General features: G+C 68.2%; 14 protein-coding genes. 7 read left to right on the plus strand and 7 right to left on the minus strand.

The window, feature by feature from the left end:
• The first annotated feature begins 1 nt into the window (after position 1).
• Entirely contained in the window at positions 2–2,035 is a 2,034-nt protein-coding gene (gene pbpC / locus ABCN56_RS09370; RefSeq protein ID WP_343080542.1) for a penicillin-binding protein 1C, read from the plus strand.
• 67 nt (positions 2,036–2,102) lie between these two features.
• Here the strand turns inward: pbpC and ABCN56_RS09375 are convergent, their stop codons facing one another.
• The 3 genes from ABCN56_RS09375 to ABCN56_RS09385 form a co-directional block, all read right to left on the minus strand.
• Complete coding sequence (locus ABCN56_RS09375) at positions 2,103–3,281, minus strand: acetyl-CoA C-acyltransferase family protein (protein ID WP_343080543.1); 1,179 nt, start codon at positions 3,279–3,281, stop codon at positions 2,103–2,105.
• Between the two features lie 66 nt (positions 3,282–3,347).
• Positions 3,348–4,190 carry a metallophosphoesterase gene (locus ABCN56_RS09380; protein ID WP_343080544.1) on the minus strand — a complete coding sequence of 281 codons (843 nt, stop codon included), beginning with the start codon at positions 4,188–4,190 and terminating at the stop codon, positions 3,348–3,350.
• Positions 4,180–4,674 carry a MarR family winged helix-turn-helix transcriptional regulator gene (locus ABCN56_RS09385; RefSeq protein WP_343080545.1) on the minus strand — a complete coding sequence of 165 codons (495 nt, stop codon included), beginning with the start codon at positions 4,672–4,674 and terminating at the stop codon, positions 4,180–4,182. Before ABCN56_RS09385 ends, ABCN56_RS09380 begins: the two co-directional genes overlap by 11 nt.
• A 105-nt stretch (positions 4,675–4,779) precedes the next feature.
• On the opposite strand from ABCN56_RS09385, the gene hmgA reads away from it, so the two are divergent.
• From hmgA to fahA, 3 genes are all read left to right on the plus strand, one after another.
• Positions 4,780–6,141, plus strand: coding sequence for a homogentisate 1,2-dioxygenase (gene hmgA, locus ABCN56_RS09390; RefSeq protein WP_343080546.1), 1,362 nt, complete (start codon positions 4,780–4,782; stop codon positions 6,139–6,141).
• A gap of 1 nt (position 6,142) precedes the next feature.
• Positions 6,143–6,313, plus strand: a complete 171-nt coding sequence (locus tag ABCN56_RS09395; protein ID WP_343080547.1) for a hypothetical protein — start codon at positions 6,143–6,145, stop codon at positions 6,311–6,313.
• A 69-nt stretch (positions 6,314–6,382) separates the two neighbouring features.
• Positions 6,383–7,645 carry a fumarylacetoacetase gene (gene fahA / locus ABCN56_RS09400; protein ID WP_343080548.1) on the plus strand — a complete coding sequence of 421 codons (1,263 nt, stop codon included), beginning with the start codon at positions 6,383–6,385 and terminating at the stop codon, positions 7,643–7,645.
• Between the two features lie 2 nt (positions 7,646–7,647).
• Here the strand turns inward: fahA and ABCN56_RS09405 are convergent, their stop codons facing one another.
• Positions 7,648–8,250 carry a DUF2585 domain-containing protein gene (locus ABCN56_RS09405; protein WP_343080549.1) on the minus strand — a complete coding sequence of 201 codons (603 nt, stop codon included), beginning with the start codon at positions 8,248–8,250 and terminating at the stop codon, positions 7,648–7,650.
• 29 nt (positions 8,251–8,279) lie between these two features.
• Between ABCN56_RS09405 and ABCN56_RS09410 the strand changes: the two genes are divergently transcribed.
• Genes ABCN56_RS09410 through ABCN56_RS09420 form a run of 3 tightly spaced genes read left to right on the plus strand, consistent with a single transcriptional unit; the run spans position 8,280 to position 10,987 of the window.
• Complete coding sequence (locus tag ABCN56_RS09410) at positions 8,280–9,230, plus strand: MBL fold metallo-hydrolase (RefSeq protein ID WP_343080550.1); 951 nt, start codon at positions 8,280–8,282, stop codon at positions 9,228–9,230.
• A gap of 12 nt (positions 9,231–9,242) precedes the next feature.
• Positions 9,243–10,796, plus strand: a complete 1,554-nt coding sequence (locus ABCN56_RS09415; RefSeq protein WP_343080551.1) for an FAD-dependent oxidoreductase — start codon at positions 9,243–9,245, stop codon at positions 10,794–10,796.
• Positions 10,793–10,987, plus strand: a complete 195-nt coding sequence (locus ABCN56_RS09420; RefSeq protein ID WP_343080552.1) for a DUF2783 domain-containing protein — start codon at positions 10,793–10,795, stop codon at positions 10,985–10,987. The genes ABCN56_RS09415 and ABCN56_RS09420 overlap by 4 nt, the downstream gene beginning before the upstream one ends.
• Here the strand turns inward: ABCN56_RS09420 and ABCN56_RS09425 are convergent.
• From ABCN56_RS09425 to serA, 3 genes are all read right to left on the minus strand, one after another.
• Entirely contained in the window at positions 10,984–11,724 is a 741-nt protein-coding gene (locus ABCN56_RS09425) for a metallophosphoesterase (protein ID WP_343080553.1), read from the minus strand. The genes ABCN56_RS09420 and ABCN56_RS09425 overlap by 4 nt on opposite strands.
• An 80-nt stretch (positions 11,725–11,804) precedes the next feature.
• Positions 11,805–12,413, minus strand: coding sequence for a dimethylsulfonioproprionate lyase family protein (locus ABCN56_RS09430; RefSeq protein WP_343080554.1), 609 nt, complete (start codon positions 12,411–12,413; stop codon positions 11,805–11,807).
• 170 nt (positions 12,414–12,583) lie between these two features.
• Positions 12,584–14,179: a phosphoglycerate dehydrogenase gene (gene serA, locus ABCN56_RS09435; RefSeq protein WP_343080555.1), complete on the minus strand. Its 1,596-nt coding sequence runs from the start codon at positions 14,177–14,179 to the stop codon at positions 12,584–12,586.
• Positions 14,180–14,243 lie beyond the last annotated feature (64 nt).

A 14,243-nucleotide genomic window follows, 5' to 3' on the forward strand; every position in this document is an offset into this window, starting at 1 on the left:
CATGCGCCGCGCGGTCCCCTTCCTGCTCGTCGCGCTGCTCTTCGCGGTGGCGCTGGTGCGGGATGGGTTTGACCGCTGGGTGGCGGCAACGGTGGTGCCGCCTCTCATCTCCGAAACCTCGGTCGAGGTGACGGCGCGGGACGGGACGCTTCTGCGGGCCTTCACGGTGGCAGACGGGCGCTGGCGGATGGAGCCGGGGCCGGTCGATCCCTTGTTTGCGAACATGCTCATCGCCTACGAGGACAAGCGGTTCCGATCGCATTCCGGGGTGGACCTGCGCGCGATGGCGCGCGCCGTGGCGCAGGCGGCGTGGAACGGACGCGTCGTGTCCGGCGGCTCGACGCTGACGATGCAGGTCGCGCGGCTTCTGGAGGAGACGGGGACGGGGCGGCTTTCCGGCAAGCTCCGGCAGATACGCGTCGCGCTGGCGCTGGAGCATCGGCTGTCGAAGGAGGAAATCCTCGGGCTCTACCTGCGCCTGGCGCCCTATGGCGGGAACCTCGAAGGCGTGCGCGCGGCGTCGCTCGCCTATTTCGGGAAGGAGCCGCGAAGGCTCACGCCGGCGGAGGCGGCTCTTCTGGTCGCGCTGCCGCAGGCGCCGGAGGCGCGCAGGCCCGACCGGGCGCCCAAGGCGGCCGAAGTGGCGCGGGCCCGTGTGCTGGCACGGATGGAAGACGCCGGGGTGTTGGCGCCGGACCGGGTGCGGGCGGCGTTGACGGAGCCGGTGCCGAAAGCGCGGCGCGCTTTCCCCGCGCTCGCCCCGCATCTCGCGGAGGCCCTGCGCGCGGCGGAACCGCTCGTGCAGCAGCACGCCACGACGATCGACGCGGGACTTCAGGCGGCGCTTGAATCGCTCGCGGCCCGCGCGGTGGCGCGGCATGGCGAGAGGCTCTCGGTCGCGATCCTCGTCGCCGATCACCGGACGGGAGAGATCCTGGCCTCGGTGGGCGCGGCGGAATGGACGGACGAGGCGCGCGCGGGCTTCATCGACATGACCGCCGCGCGGCGGTCGCCCGGCTCGCTTCTGAAACCCTTCGTCTACGGGCTCGCCTTCGACGAGGGTCTCGCCCATCCCGAGACGCTGGTCGAGGACCGGCCGGTGGCCTTCGGCACCTATGCGCCGCAGAACTTCGACCGGGCGTTCCGGGGCACGCTGCCGGTGCGCGAAGCGTTGCAGTTGTCGCTGAACATCCCGGTGGTGAGCCTGACCGAGGCGCTGGGGCCCGCACGGGTGATGGCGGCGCTGCGGCGCGCGGGGGCGGCGCCGGAACTTGACGGTCCGCCGGGACTCGCGGTGGCGCTGGGGGGTGTGGGGCTGTCGCTGCGCGAACTCGTGCAGGCCTACGCGGCGCTCGCGCGGCTCGGCGCGCCGGTGCGGCTGTCGGAACGGCCGGGTGAGGCTGATGCGCTGCCGCAGCGCCTGTTCCGGTCCGAGGCTGCCTGGTCGGTGGCCGATATCCTCTCGGGCCTCGCGCCGCCGCCCGGGGCGCCACGGAACCGGCTCGCCTACAAGACCGGCACGAGCTATGGCCACCGCGACGCCTGGGCGATCGGTTTTGACGGGCGGCACGTCGCTGGCGTCTGGATGGGGCGGGCGGACGGGTCCTCCGTCCCGGGCGCCTTCGGGGGCGATCTGGCCGCGCCGGTCCTGTTCCAGGTCTTCGGGCGGCTGAAGCCCGCGCTCGACCCGCTGCCCCCGCCGCCGCCGGGGACGCTGATCCTGCCGAACGCCCGCCTGCCGCAGCCCTTGCAGCGTTTCCGCCCGCGCGACGCGGTGTTCTCCGACGCCGTCCCCGGCGCCCCCGAGGTTGCCTTTCCGCCCGACGGCGCCGAGGTGGAAACGCGCGACGGTGCGCTGGTGGTGAAGGTCCGGGGCGGGGCCGCGCCCTTCACCTGGCTCGCGAATGGCGCACCCGTGGCGGTCGCGTCCCGCGCGCGGGAGGAAGAACTGCCCGTCGCCGGGCCGGGTTACGTCACGCTGTCGGTGATCGACGCGGCGGGGCGGTCGGCCGCGGTCTCGGTCGTCCTGCGCTGAGCCGGGGTGCCGTCCGGCCGGGCATCGAGCCCGCCCGTCCGGCGCTGCCGCGCGTGCCCCCGGCCGGTCAGATGCGCTCGATGGCGAGCGCGATGCCCTGGCCGCCACCGATGCACATGGTGATGAGGGCACGGCTCCCCCCGATGCGCTCGAGTTCGTGGAGAGCCTTCACCGTCAGGATCGCGCCGGTCGCGCCGACAGGGTGGCCGAGCGCAATGGCGCCGCCGTTGGGGTTCACCTTCGCCGGGTCGAGGCCGAGGCCCTTGTTGACCGCGAGCGCCTGCGCCGCGAAGGCCTCGTTCGACTCGATCACGTCGAAGTCGGCGACCTTCAGCCCGGTGCGGGCCAGAAGCGCTTCGACGGCGGGCACCGGGCCGATGCCCATGACCTCGGGCCGCACGCCCGCGTGGGCGTAGCCGAGGACGCGGGCGCGGGGCTTCAGCCCCGCCTTCTCCGCCGCATCGGCACGGGCGAGGACCAGTGCCGCGGCGCCGTCGTTGATGCCGCTGGCGTTGCCGGCGGTCACGGTGCCGTCCTTCTGGAAGACGGCCTTGAGCCCCGCGAGAGCCTCGACCGAGGTCGCCTTCGGGTGCTCGTCCGTGTCGAAGGTCACGGGGCCCTTCCGCGAAGGAACTTCGACCGGGACGATCTGGTCCTTGAAAAGCCCCTCGGCGATCGCGCGGGCGGCGCGGGTCTGGCTTTCGAGCGCGAAGGCGTCCTGGGCCTCGCGTGTGATCCCGTGCTCCTTCGCCACGTTCTCCGCCGTTACGCCCATGTGCCCGGTGCCGAAGGGGCAGCTCAGCGCTCCGGTCATCATGTCCATCGCCTTGGTGTCGCCCATCTTCTGGCCCCAGCGCGCGGTGGCGAGCGCGTAGGGCGAGCGGCTCATGTTCTCGGCCCCGCCGGCGAGCGCGAAGTCCGCGTCGCGGAGGGCGAGAGCCTGCACGGCAGAAACGATCGCCTGCGCGCCCGAGCCGCAGAGACGGTTGACGTTCATCGCCGGCGTCGTGTCCGGCACGCCCGCCTGCATCGCGGCGACGCGGGAGAGGTACATGTCGCGGGGCTCGGTGTTGATGACATGGCCGAAGACGACATGGCCGATCCGGCCCCCCTCGACCCCGGCCCGCTCGAGCGCGGCCTTCGCGGCGATGGCGCCGAGGTCGATGGGCGCGATGCCCGAAAGGCTTCCGCCGAAAGTGCCGATGGCAGTGCGCGCGCCGGAAAGGATGACGATGTCGTCGGTCATGGAAAGCTCCCCTGGAAATCTCGGGACGAGCCTAGCGCCGGGTTTCGCCGCGCGCCAGCGTGCGTATCAGGCCGCGCTGACGGTGACGACCGTGATCTCGGGCGGCTGGAAGACGCGGAGCGGCAGGCCGGAATAGCCGATACCGCCGGAGACGACGAGGTGTCGCCCATCCTCGTGCAGGTGACCCCAGGCATAGCGCCCGCCGTAATGCGACGGCGTCAGGGGCCGCCAGCCGCCCAGGTTCATCTGCCCGCCGTGGGTATGGCCGCTGATCTGGAGGAAGGCGCGGTGATCGCCCTCGGAGAAGTAGTCGGGTTCGTGCGCAAGAAGAATCGCGGGCGCGTCCTCGGGGACCTCGGCGAAGGCAGCCTCGGGGTCGTGGAAACCCGGCTTGCGCAGCGAGCGCAGCGCCCATTGGCTGTCCATCCCGACGAGCCAGAAGTCGCTGCCGCCATGCGAGAGTGAGAGGGACCGGTTCGACAGGAGCGAGATGCCCGCATCGACCAATGCCGGGCCGATGAGGTTCTCGGTGAAATCGTTCGCGCGGGCATGGGCGCAGTCCCACCAGTCATGGTTGCCGAGGACGGCGTGGACCCCGAGCGGCGCTTCGAGCCGGGCAAGCGTGCGGGCGATCCCCGGGATCTCCTCGCGCAGGCCGGGCATCTGCCGCGACGGGATGAAATCCCCGGCGAGCAGGATCATGTCCGCGCCGAGCGCGTTCGTCTTTTCGATGATCCGGCCGAGCGACCCGAGTGTCACCCAGGGCTTGCAGACGTGGAAGTCGCTCAGCACCGCGACGGAGAGCTTGGGTCCCGTCCAGCGCGGGCTTTGCACGTGGTGATGCTGGAGATGGGCGCGCGAGCCCATCGTCACCGCCCTGGAAAATGACCGCCGCTGCTCAATCGTCATGCACGAATGCCTCTTTTTCTGGAAGCCTGTCCTCTTCCTCCTCGGTCGCGAGCCGCTCGAGCGCGCGGCGGAAGCTGTCGGCTTCGGGTCCAAGCCGGGCCAGGAGCTCGGCGTGATAGGAACGCGCGACGGGAACGATCCGCGCCACGAGATCGCGGCCCGCCTCGGTCAGCGTGAGCTGCACGAGGCGCCGGTCGTCGGAGTTCTCAGCCTTTGCCACGTATCCCGCCTGTTCGAGACGCGCCGCCGCACGGCTGACCTTCGATTTGTCCATGTCCACGCGGGCGTGAACCTCGCGCACGCTCACCGGACCGCCTGCGGCGGAAAGGTGCGCCAGTACGCGCCATTCGGGGATCGAGATACCGAATTCCGTCCGGTAGCGTTTCGCAAACCCACGGCTGACCCGGGCGGCAGCCACCGAAATCCGGTATGGTAGAAACTTCGCAAGGTCGAACCCGCCCACGTCACACTCCTCGTCCCACATTCCTCAGTGGAGATATGGTGTCACGCCCGCCACACAAGGGCCAGCTTGACATCGTTGCAAATGCAACGATACCGTTTCGCGTCGCGGCCGACAGGAGGAAACGCAATGACCCGCCACGAACTGCCGAAAGGAATGATCCGCGCCCCGTCCACCGTCGGGACGCATGAAGGCTACATGCCGGGCTTCGGGAACGACTTCGAAACCGAGGCGCTGCCGGACGCCCTGCCGCAGGGGCAGAACAGCCCGCAGAAATGCAACTACGGCCTTTATGGCGAACAACTTTCCGGCACCGCCTTCACCGCGCCCTCGCATCAGAACGAACGCACCTGGTGCTACCGAATCCGCCCCTCGGTGAAGCACACGCACCGCTTCACGAAGATCGACCTTCCCTACTGGAAGACCGCGCCGAACGTGGAGCGCGACGTGATCTCCCTCGGTCAATACAGGTGGGACCCTGTGCCGCACTCCGAAAAGCCCCTGACCTGGCTTTCGGGGATGCGCACGATGACCACGGCGGGGGATGTGAACACGCAGGTCGGGATGGCCAGCCACATCTACCTCGTCACCGATAACATGCGTGACGAATACTTCTTCTCGGCGGACTCCGAGCTTCTGGTCGTGCCGCAGGAAGGGCGGCTGAGGTTCTGCACGGAACTCGGGATCATCGACCTCGAACCGAAGGAGATCGCGATCCTGCCGCGCGGGCTCGTCTACCGTGTCGAGGTGCTGGAGGGCCCGTGCCGCGGCTTCGTCTGCGAGAACTACGGGCAGAAGTTCCAGCTTCCGGGCAGGGGCCCGATCGGCGCGAACTGCATGGCGAACCGGCGCGACTTCAAGACGCCGGTCGCCGCCTTCGAGGACCGCGAGGTGCCCTCGACCCTGACGGTCAAGTGGTGCGGGGAGTTCCATGAGACGAAGATCGGGCATTCGCCGCTCGACGTCGTCGCCTGGCACGGCAACTACGCGCCATGCAAATACGATATGCGCACCTATTGCCCCGTCGGGGCGATCCTTTTCGACCACCCGGACCCGTCGATCTTCACCGTCCTCACCGCGCCCTCGGGCGTGGAAGGCACGGCGAACATCGACTTCGTCCTCTTCCGCGAACGCTGGATGGTGGCCGAGCACACGTTCCGCCCGCCATGGTATCACCGGAACATCATGTCGGAGCTGATGGGCAACATCTACGGGATCTACGACGCGAAGCCGAAGGGCTTCATCCCCGGCGGGCTGTCGCTCCACAACATGATGCTGCCGCACGGGCCGGACCGGAACGCCTTCGAAGGCGCGTCGAACATGGAGCTTGAGCCGGAGAAGCTCGACAATACCATGTCCTTCATGTTCGAGACCCGCTTTCCGCAGCACCTCACCCGCTTCGCCGCCCAGGAGGCGCCCCTGCAGGACGACTACATCGACTGCTGGAAGGACCTCGAGAAGAAGTTCGACGGCACGCCGGGCACCAAGTGAGATGAAGACGGCACTTGCCCTTCTGTTTCTTCTCGGCATCGTGGGCTGGGCGGTATGGCGCAATCCGCCGAAGGCGTCGGAGGATGACGAAGTCCCCGACACGCCGCCGGACCCGAACCGCGGCAACGCGGGCATGTGGCCCAGTGGGGCGGGGCCGAACGTCGGCGATTGACCCGGCCGCCCGGACGCAAACCATTCGAAGGCGGCGTGAGCCCACGTACCGCCGGCAAGAGGACAGAGAATGCCCCTGATGAGAAGCTGGGTGGCCAGCGCCAATACCGCGACCACGGACTTTCCGCTGAACAACCTGCCCTGTGGCGTCTTCTCGACCGAAGGCGAGGAGCCGCGCTGCGGCGTGGCGATCGGGGACATGATCCTCGACCTGATGGCGGCCGAGGAGGCGGGGCTCGTGGCGCCTGCGGCCGACCCGGTGTTCGACGTGCCCTTCTGGAACGAGTTCATGGAACTCGGGCCGGCGGCCTGGGGTCCGTTCCGGGAACGCCTTGTCGAACTGCTGGACGAGGGTTCGCTGCACCGGCAGGCCGTGGAGCCGTTTCTCGTGCCAATGGCGCATGCGGAGCTGCACCTGCCGATCCTGATCTCGGAATACACCGACTTCTACGCGGGCAAGAACCACGCATTCAACGTGGGCTCGATGTTCCGCGGGCCGGAAAACGCGCTTCCGCCGAACTGGCTGTCGATCCCGATCGGCTACAACGGACGCGCGTCCTCCGTCGTCGTCTCGGGCTCGCCGGTGCGCCGGCCCTGGGGGCAGCTCAAGCCCGCCGACGCCGAGCTGCCGCATTTCGCGCCCTGCCGGCGGTTCGACTTCGAACTGGAAATGGGCGCGATCGTGGGCCGGGCCTCCGAGGGCATGGTCGGCGTGGCGGAGGCCGACGAGATGATCTTCGGCTATGTCCTTCTGAACGACTGGTCGGCGCGGGACATCCAGGGCTGGGAATACCAGCCGCTCGGACCCTTCCAGGCCAAGGCCACGGCGACGACGATCAGCCCCTGGATCGTCACCAGGGCGGCACTTGAGCCGTTCCGGGTGCCCACGCCCGAACGGGAGCGGCCGCTTCTGCCGTATCTCGAAGAGCCGGGGCCGATGCTCTACGAGATCGACCTGACCGCGTCTCTCAGGCCCGAGGGCGGGGAGGAGGCCGTCCTCACCCGCACCAACTACAGCGAGATGTATTATTCGGCGGCCCAGCAGTTGTGCCACCACACGACCTCCGGATGCCCGATGAACGTGGGGGACCTTCTGGGATCGGGCACGATCTCCGGCGCGGCGAAGGAGAGCCGGGGGAGCCTTCTGGAACTCTCCTGGGGCGGGAAGGAGCCTCTGTCGCTTCCGGACGGCGCGACGCGGAGCTTCCTCGAGGATGGTGACACCCTGACGCTGCGGGGCCACGCGCAGGGCGACGGGTTCCGCGTGGGCTTCGGCGAATGCGCGGGCAAGATCCTGCCCGCCCACAAGGACCCGGTGGGGGCCGGGCGATGAGGTCAGGGCCCGCTGTAGATGGCCGACTGCCAGTCGAGGATCGCCTGGCTCGGCCAGAGCAGCATGATGATGTTGAGCGCGAGCCCGTCGCGGATCAGGTAGGTCGTCAGGGCTTCGAACCCGACGATGATCGCCACGCTTGCCCAGACCGGGATGACGCGCGCGAGGTAGAAGCCCGCGACCATCGCGAGCGTGTCGCAAACCGAATTCAGGACCGAGTCGCCGTAGTAGTCGAGCGAGATGGTCACTTCGCGGTAGCGCTCGATCACCGCGTTGGAGTTCTCGATCATCTCCCAGGCGGCCTCGACGGCCGTGCCGAGCGCAAGGCGCCAGCCGAAGGCCAGGCGCGGCAGGATCAGCCAGATAGCTGCGTAGAAGATCAGGCCATGCAGGATGTGCGAGGGCGTGTACCAGTCCGAGATGTGCTGCGAGTTCTCCGGGCTCCAGTTGTCTCCGTGCCAGAGCTTCACGTAGCCGCACTTGCAGTAGGGCTCGCGCCCGGCCCAGAGGAGGTAGATGGCCTGGACGGACACGACTGCGGCGGTAAGCCAGTACGCAATGGCGCGTTTCGAAAACATGGCGTGGATGGAATCATGGGGCGCCATGTGCGTCCAGCGATTTGAGGGGGAAGAGGATGGCCAAGGCTTTCGCGTCGGCGGGCGACCTGACGGAAAAGAAGACGAGCTTCACCGAGATCGGCGACGGGCTTTACGCCTTCACCGCCGAGGGGGACCCCAACTCGGGCGTCATCATCGGCGATGACGGGGTGATGGTGGTGGAGGCGCAGGCGACGCCGAGGCTCGCCCGGAAGGTGATCGACTGCGTCCGCGAGGTCACCGACAAGCCGATCACGCATCTGGTGCTGACGCATTACCACGCCGTCCGCGTTCTCGGCGCCTCGGCCTACGGCGCGCCGCAGGTCATCATGTCCGACGCGGCGCGCGGCATGGTGGCCGAGCGCGGCAAGGAGGACTGGGACAGCGAATTCGCGCGTTTTCCCCGGCTCTTCCAGGGGCACGAGGAAATTCCCGGCCTGACCTGGCCCACGACGACCTTCTCCGACAGCATGACCGTCTACCTCGGCAAGCGGCGGGTGGAGATCATGCACCTAGGCAGGGCGCACACGGCCGGCGACGCGGTGGTCTGGGTGCCGGATGCGGAGGTGATGTTCACGGGCGACATCGTCGAATACCGCTCGGCCTGCTACTGCGGCGACGGCCATTTCGCGGATTGGGGCGAGACGCTTTCCAACATCGCGGCCTTCGATCCGGTGGCGATCGCGCCGGGGCGCGGAGACGCGCTGCAGGGGCGGGAAATGGTGGCGAAGGCCTTGGCCTCGACGGCGGACTTCCTCGAAAGCACCTACCGACCGGCAGCCCGCGTCGCGGCGCGGGGCGGGACGCTGAAGGAGGCCTGGAACGCCGTCCGCGCGGAATGCGATCCGAAATTCTCGGACTACGCGATCTACGAACATTGCCTGCCCTTCAACGTCTCGCGCGCCTATGACGAGGCGATGGGCATCGACACGCCCCGCGTCTGGACGGCCGAACGCGACCGGCAGATGTGGGATGCGCTGCAGGAGTGAGGGGAGGACACCATGCCTTATGAATACAAGCCCTTCCCCTACATCAAGCCGCCGGGGCTGACGGAAACGGAGCCGCGTCACAAGGTGATCATCGTCGGCGCGGGGCCGATCGGGCTCGCCGCCGCGCTGGAGCTTGCCAACTACGGCGTCGCCTCCGTCGTGCTGGACGACAACAACGTCGTCTCGGTCGGTTCGCGCGCGATCTGCTGGTCGAAGCGGGCGCTTGAGGTTCTCGACCGTATCGGGCTGGGCGAGAAGGCGGTGGAGATGGGCGTGACCTGGAAGGTCGGGCGCACCTTCCACCGCGACAGGGAGGTCTTCAGCTTCGACCTGTTGCCCGAGAAGGGTCACAAGATGCCGGCCTTCGTGAACCTCCAGCAATACCATATCGAGGAGATGCTCGCGGCGAAGGCGCTGGAACATCCGCTGGTGGACCTGCGGTTCCGCAACCAGGTCAAGGCGCTGGAGCAGGCGGATGACGCCGTGTTCATCACGGTTGAGACGCCGGATGGCGACTATACGCTGACGGCCGAATACCTGATCGCCTGCGACGGGGCGAAATCGGACACGCGCGCGATGCTGGGCCTCGACTTCGAGGGCGAGCTTTTCGAAGAGCGGTTTCTCATCGCCGATATCGAGATGGAGGCGGATTTCCCGGCCGAACGGCGGTTCTGGTTCGAACCCACCTTCCATCCCGGCCAGTCGGCGCTGCTGCACAAGCAGCCCGACAACATCTACCGCATCGATCTTCAGCTCGGCTGGGAGGCGGACCCGGAGGAGGAGAGGAAGCCCGAGAAGGTCATCCCCCGGATCGAGCGGGTCGTGGGGCACAAGGATTTCCGGCTGGACTGGGTGTCGATCTACACATTCCAGTGCCGGAGGCTCGAGCGTTTCCTGCATGGGCGGGTGATCTTCGCCGGCGACAGCGCGCATGTCGTGTCGCCCTTCGGCGCGCGGGGCGGCAACAGCGGGCTGCAGGACGTCGATGCGCTGGGCTGGCGGCTCGCGGCAGTGCTCGAAGGGCGCGGTGGTGATAACCTTCTCGCGGCCTACGACCGCGAAAGGACCTTCGCGGCGGACGAGAACATCCTGAACTCGTCGCGCACCACGCGTTTCATGACGCCTGCGGCGGGGATGGAGCGGCGGTTCCGCGACGCGGTCCTGTCGCTTGCCGGGAAGACGGAATTCGCGCGGGGGATGGTGAACGGCGGGCGGCTTTCGGTGCCCTGCGTCTACCCGAGCTCGGGCGCGGACGACGAGAGACTGCCGAAGGTCTCGCGCCCCGGCGCCGTGGCGCCCGATGCGCCCTTGGATGACGGTTGGCTCCTGAACGCGCTCGGCCGCGAGCCGGTGCTGCTGGCGCTGGGCCTCCATGCGCCGGAGGGCGTGGCGGCGAAGGTTGTCGCGCCCGAAATGACGGATACGCTACGCAGTAGATACCTGGGCCGGGCGGAGCGGGCGCTCTACCTGATCCGGCCCGACCAGGTCGTGGCCGCGCGCTGGGTCGACCCCGAAGCCGGGGAGGTGTCGGACGCCATCGCCGCCATGTGGGAGGGAAAGCCATGAGCCTGAACACCAAGCCCAACATCGCTGACGCCGACGGGTTCTATGCCGCGCTTCTGGCCGCGCATCGTGGCCTGACCGAGGCGCAGAGCCTCGCGCTCGATGCGGAACTGATCCTGATCCTCGCCAACCATATCGGCGATCGGGAGGTGCTCGACGAGGCGCTGATGCTGGCCCGTAAGGGGAAGGGCTAGGCCGCGGGCAGGATCGGAACGCGGCCGGCGTCGGTCAGCAGCCAGACCGCGCGCCCTTCGATCACTACGGCGGAGAGCGGGCCACCGTAGGCCGCGCCGGTGTCGATGTTCAGGCGGTTGCCGTAATGCGTGACGGCGGAAACCGGCGTGTGGCCGTGAACGACGAGCGGGCCGTGGTCGTGCGGGTCGTCGAGAAAATCACCGCGGATCCAGAGAAGGTCGTCCTCGCTCTGGTGGCAGAGGTCGACGCCTGGCCGGATACCGGCGTGGACGAAGAGAGCCTCACCAACGAGGTGCCAGGCGGGCAGGTTTGCCAGGAAGTCGGCGTGGCCCTTCGGCACCCGGGCGCGGGCTTCGGCGTGAACCTCCGCGATCGGGCGTTCGTCCGCGCTGGTCACGCCGTAGGACGCAAGCGTAATGCCCCCGCCGAGGCGCGGGTCGAGCCAGGCGAGCCCGGCGCGGAGGCCGGTATCGTGGCGCGGCTCCTCATCGAGGAAGAGGCTGAACATGCGGTCATGGTTGCCCTTGAGGACGACCCAGTTCAGCCCCGAGGCAATCCCCCCGATCAGATGTTCGATCACCCCGCAGGCATCCGGCCCGCGGTCGACGAGGTCGCCCACATGCACGACCGGCGCCGTGTCGTCGCCCACGGCGCGGCGGTCGGCCGCGACAAGGTCATGCGCCGCGCGGAGCTTGTCGAGATGGCCGTGAATGTCGCCGATGGCGTAGCTGCGCATGAATGGGCCCCCAGGGAGATTCGGGCGCACCCTATACTCCCCGGGGGGGCTTGCGACAGGGGGCGCGGATCGCGTTTGCGTCAGACGGCGATGGCCTGCGGATCGTCGAGGAAGGCGTAGGAATGGGTGTTGACGTCCCCGCTCCACCGCCAGAGCGCGAGGAGCCCTTCCGGCCCGGTGCGGAAGGCATGCGGCATGAGGCTCGGATGGTGGATCATGTCTCCCGGGCGGCGGATCCGCGTGTCGTCGCCCGCGGTCCAGAGCGCCTCGCCCGCGAGGATGACATAGGTTTCGTCCGCGTCGTGGTTGTGGAGCGCATAGTAGCTGTCCGGCCTCTGGTAGAAGAGACCGAGGCGCAGGTCGGGCGCGGGGATCGGGCCCTCCGGGCTCATCAGCGTCGTCACGGCGCAGATCGCGGCGGCGGCCTCGCTCATCCGGTCGGCGACCGGGTTCGTGCCCCAGGGGATGAACTCCTGGGCGGCGAGGATCGCGCCGGCAGCCGGGTGAGGGGACGTGACGAGTAGGGCGCGCATCATCGCGTCGAGTTCGCAGGGCGGCTGCGGCAGAAAGCTCTCTGGTGCGGGCGTAGTGGTCAGGGCCTGCGCCGTCCGGTCGGCCGCCTCGCGCCCTTCCGTGCGGTAGATATCGGCAAGCGCCGCGAGCAGCGCGTCGAAGGCGGGCGGATACATCGGCGGCGTCCTTTCAGCGAAGGTAGACGAACGCAGCATTTTCCCTGGCGGTCAGGCGGGCTGTGCCATCCGCGACCGGGAATGGTCGTTTTTCAGGCGGAGCCGCCAAGAAAACCCCCGCCGGATCGCCGGCGGGGGCTGCAGGAGCATTCGTGCAGTTTTGGCTGGGCTCAGGCCACGTCGAACTTCAGCGGCCGGACCTGGCTGAACAGGCCCGTCGCCTCCAGTTTCTTCACGATCTCGGGGCTGATCGCATTGTCGAGGTAGAGAAGCGCGATCGCGTCCTTGCCCACGCCCGAACGGCCCAGGGTGAAGTTCGCGATGTTCACGCCGTTCTCGCCCATCGTCATGCCGAGCGTGCCGATGATGCCGGGAACGTCCTCGTTCGTCGTGTAGAGCATGTGGCGGCCGATCTCGGCGTCGATGTTGATGCCCTTGATCTGGATGAACCGCGGCTTGCCGTCCGAGAAGACCGTGCCCGCGATGGAGCGTTCGCGCTCTCCGGTGACCACGGTGAGCTTGATGTAGCCGTCGAAGACGCCCGACTTGCCCTGCGACGTGGTCGCGACCTTGATGCCGCGCTCCTTCGCGGCGATCGGGGCCGAAACCATGTTCATGTCGGGGTTTGTGGCCCGCATCACGCCCGCGATGGCCGAGCAGTTGAGCGCCTCGAGGTTCATAAGTGCGGCGACGCCGTCATAGAGGATGTTTATCGCCTTGATCGGCTCGTCCGTCATCTGGCCTACGAAGGCGCCGAGATGGCCGGCGAGTTTCAGCCAGGGCCCCATGACGGCGGCTTCCTCGGCGGTGACCGACGGCATGTTCAGCGCGTTCTGCACGGCGCCGGTCAGGAGGTAGTCCGCCATCTGCTCGGCGACCTGGATGGCGACGTTTTCCTGCGCCTCGGTGGTCGAGGCGCCGAGGTGCGGGGTCGCAACCACGTTCGGCAGGTTGAACAGCGGGCTTTCCATCGCCGGCTCGACGGCGAAGACATCGAGCGCCGCGCCGGCCACCTGGCCGGACTTCAGCGCCTCGACCAGCGCCTCCTCGTCGATCAGGCCGCCACGCGCGCAGTTGATGATCCGGACGCCCTTCTTGGTCTTGGCCAGCGCCTCGCGCGAGAGGATGTTCTTGGTCTTGTCGGTCAGAGGTACGTGGAGCGTGATGAAATCCGACTTGGCAAGGAGCTCGTCCAGTTCGACCTTGTGCGCGCCGATCTGCTTGGCGCGCTCCTCCGACAGGAAGGGGTCGTAGGCCAGAACCTTCATCTTCAGCCCATGCGCGCGGTCGATCACGATCGAGCCGATATTGCCCGCGCCGATCACGCCGAGGGTCTTGTTGAAGACCTCGACGCCCATGAAGCGGTTCTTTTCCCACTTGCCGGCATGGGTCGAGGCCGAGGCCTCGGGCAGCTGGCGCGCGACGGCGAACATCATCGCGATCGCGTGCTCGGCCGTGGTGACTGAGTTGCCGAAGGGCGTGTTCATCACGATCACGCCCTTCTTCGAGGCGGCGGGGATGTCGACGTTGTCGACGCCGATGCCGGCGCGGCCGACGACCTTCAGGTTGGTCGCGGCCTCGAGGACCTTTTCGGTCACCTTGGTCGCCGAGCGGATCGCAAGGCCGTCATACTGGCCGATCACCTCGAGGAGCTTGTCCTTGTCCTTGCCGAGGTCGGGCATGTAATCGACCTCCACCCCGCGGTCGCGGAAGATCTGGACGGCGGTTTCGCTGAGCTTGTCGGAAACGAGAACTTTCGGAGCCATTTTCGGAATCCTTCAGGAAATACGGGAGCGTTCATCGCCGCCCGGGCACCCGCCGCGGAGGCGA

This window comes from Ostreiculturibacter nitratireducens (assembly GCF_032670585.1).
In the GTDB taxonomy this organism is placed as follows: domain Bacteria; phylum Pseudomonadota; class Alphaproteobacteria; order Rhodobacterales; family Rhodobacteraceae; genus Ostreiculturibacter; species Ostreiculturibacter nitratireducens.

Bases quoted from the DNA above. Each gene is read 5' to 3' on its own strand.
- ABCN56_RS09420 (WP_343080552.1), top strand. From the start codon at position 10,793: ATGAGCCTGAACACCAAGCCCAACATCGCTGACGCCGACGGGTTCTAT.
- ABCN56_RS09385 (WP_343080545.1), bottom strand. From the start codon at position 4,674: ATGTGGGACGAGGAGTGTGACGTGGGCGGGTTCGACCTTGCGAAGTTT.
- fahA (WP_343080548.1), top strand. From the start codon at position 6,383: ATGCCCCTGATGAGAAGCTGGGTGGCCAGCGCCAATACCGCGACCACG.
- ABCN56_RS09380 (WP_343080544.1), bottom strand. From the start codon at position 4,190: ATGACGATTGAGCAGCGGCGGTCATTTTCCAGGGCGGTGACGATGGGC.
- serA (WP_343080555.1), bottom strand. From the start codon at position 14,179: ATGGCTCCGAAAGTTCTCGTTTCCGACAAGCTCAGCGAAACCGCCGTC.
- ABCN56_RS09410 (WP_343080550.1), top strand. From the start codon at position 8,280: ATGGCCAAGGCTTTCGCGTCGGCGGGCGACCTGACGGAAAAGAAGACG.
- ABCN56_RS09425 (WP_343080553.1), bottom strand. From the start codon at position 11,724: ATGCGCAGCTACGCCATCGGCGACATTCACGGCCATCTCGACAAGCTC.
- hmgA (WP_343080546.1), top strand. From the start codon at position 4,780: ATGACCCGCCACGAACTGCCGAAAGGAATGATCCGCGCCCCGTCCACC.
- ABCN56_RS09395 (WP_343080547.1), top strand. From the start codon at position 6,143: ATGAAGACGGCACTTGCCCTTCTGTTTCTTCTCGGCATCGTGGGCTGG.
- ABCN56_RS09430 (WP_343080554.1), bottom strand. From the start codon at position 12,413: ATGTATCCGCCCGCCTTCGACGCGCTGCTCGCGGCGCTTGCCGATATC.
- ABCN56_RS09375 (WP_343080543.1), bottom strand. From the start codon at position 3,281: ATGACCGACGACATCGTCATCCTTTCCGGCGCGCGCACTGCCATCGGC.
- pbpC (WP_343080542.1), top strand. From the start codon at position 2: ATGCGCCGCGCGGTCCCCTTCCTGCTCGTCGCGCTGCTCTTCGCGGTG.
- ABCN56_RS09405 (WP_343080549.1), bottom strand. From the start codon at position 8,250: ATGGCGCCCCATGATTCCATCCACGCCATGTTTTCGAAACGCGCCATT.
- ABCN56_RS09415 (WP_343080551.1), top strand. From the start codon at position 9,243: ATGCCTTATGAATACAAGCCCTTCCCCTACATCAAGCCGCCGGGGCTG.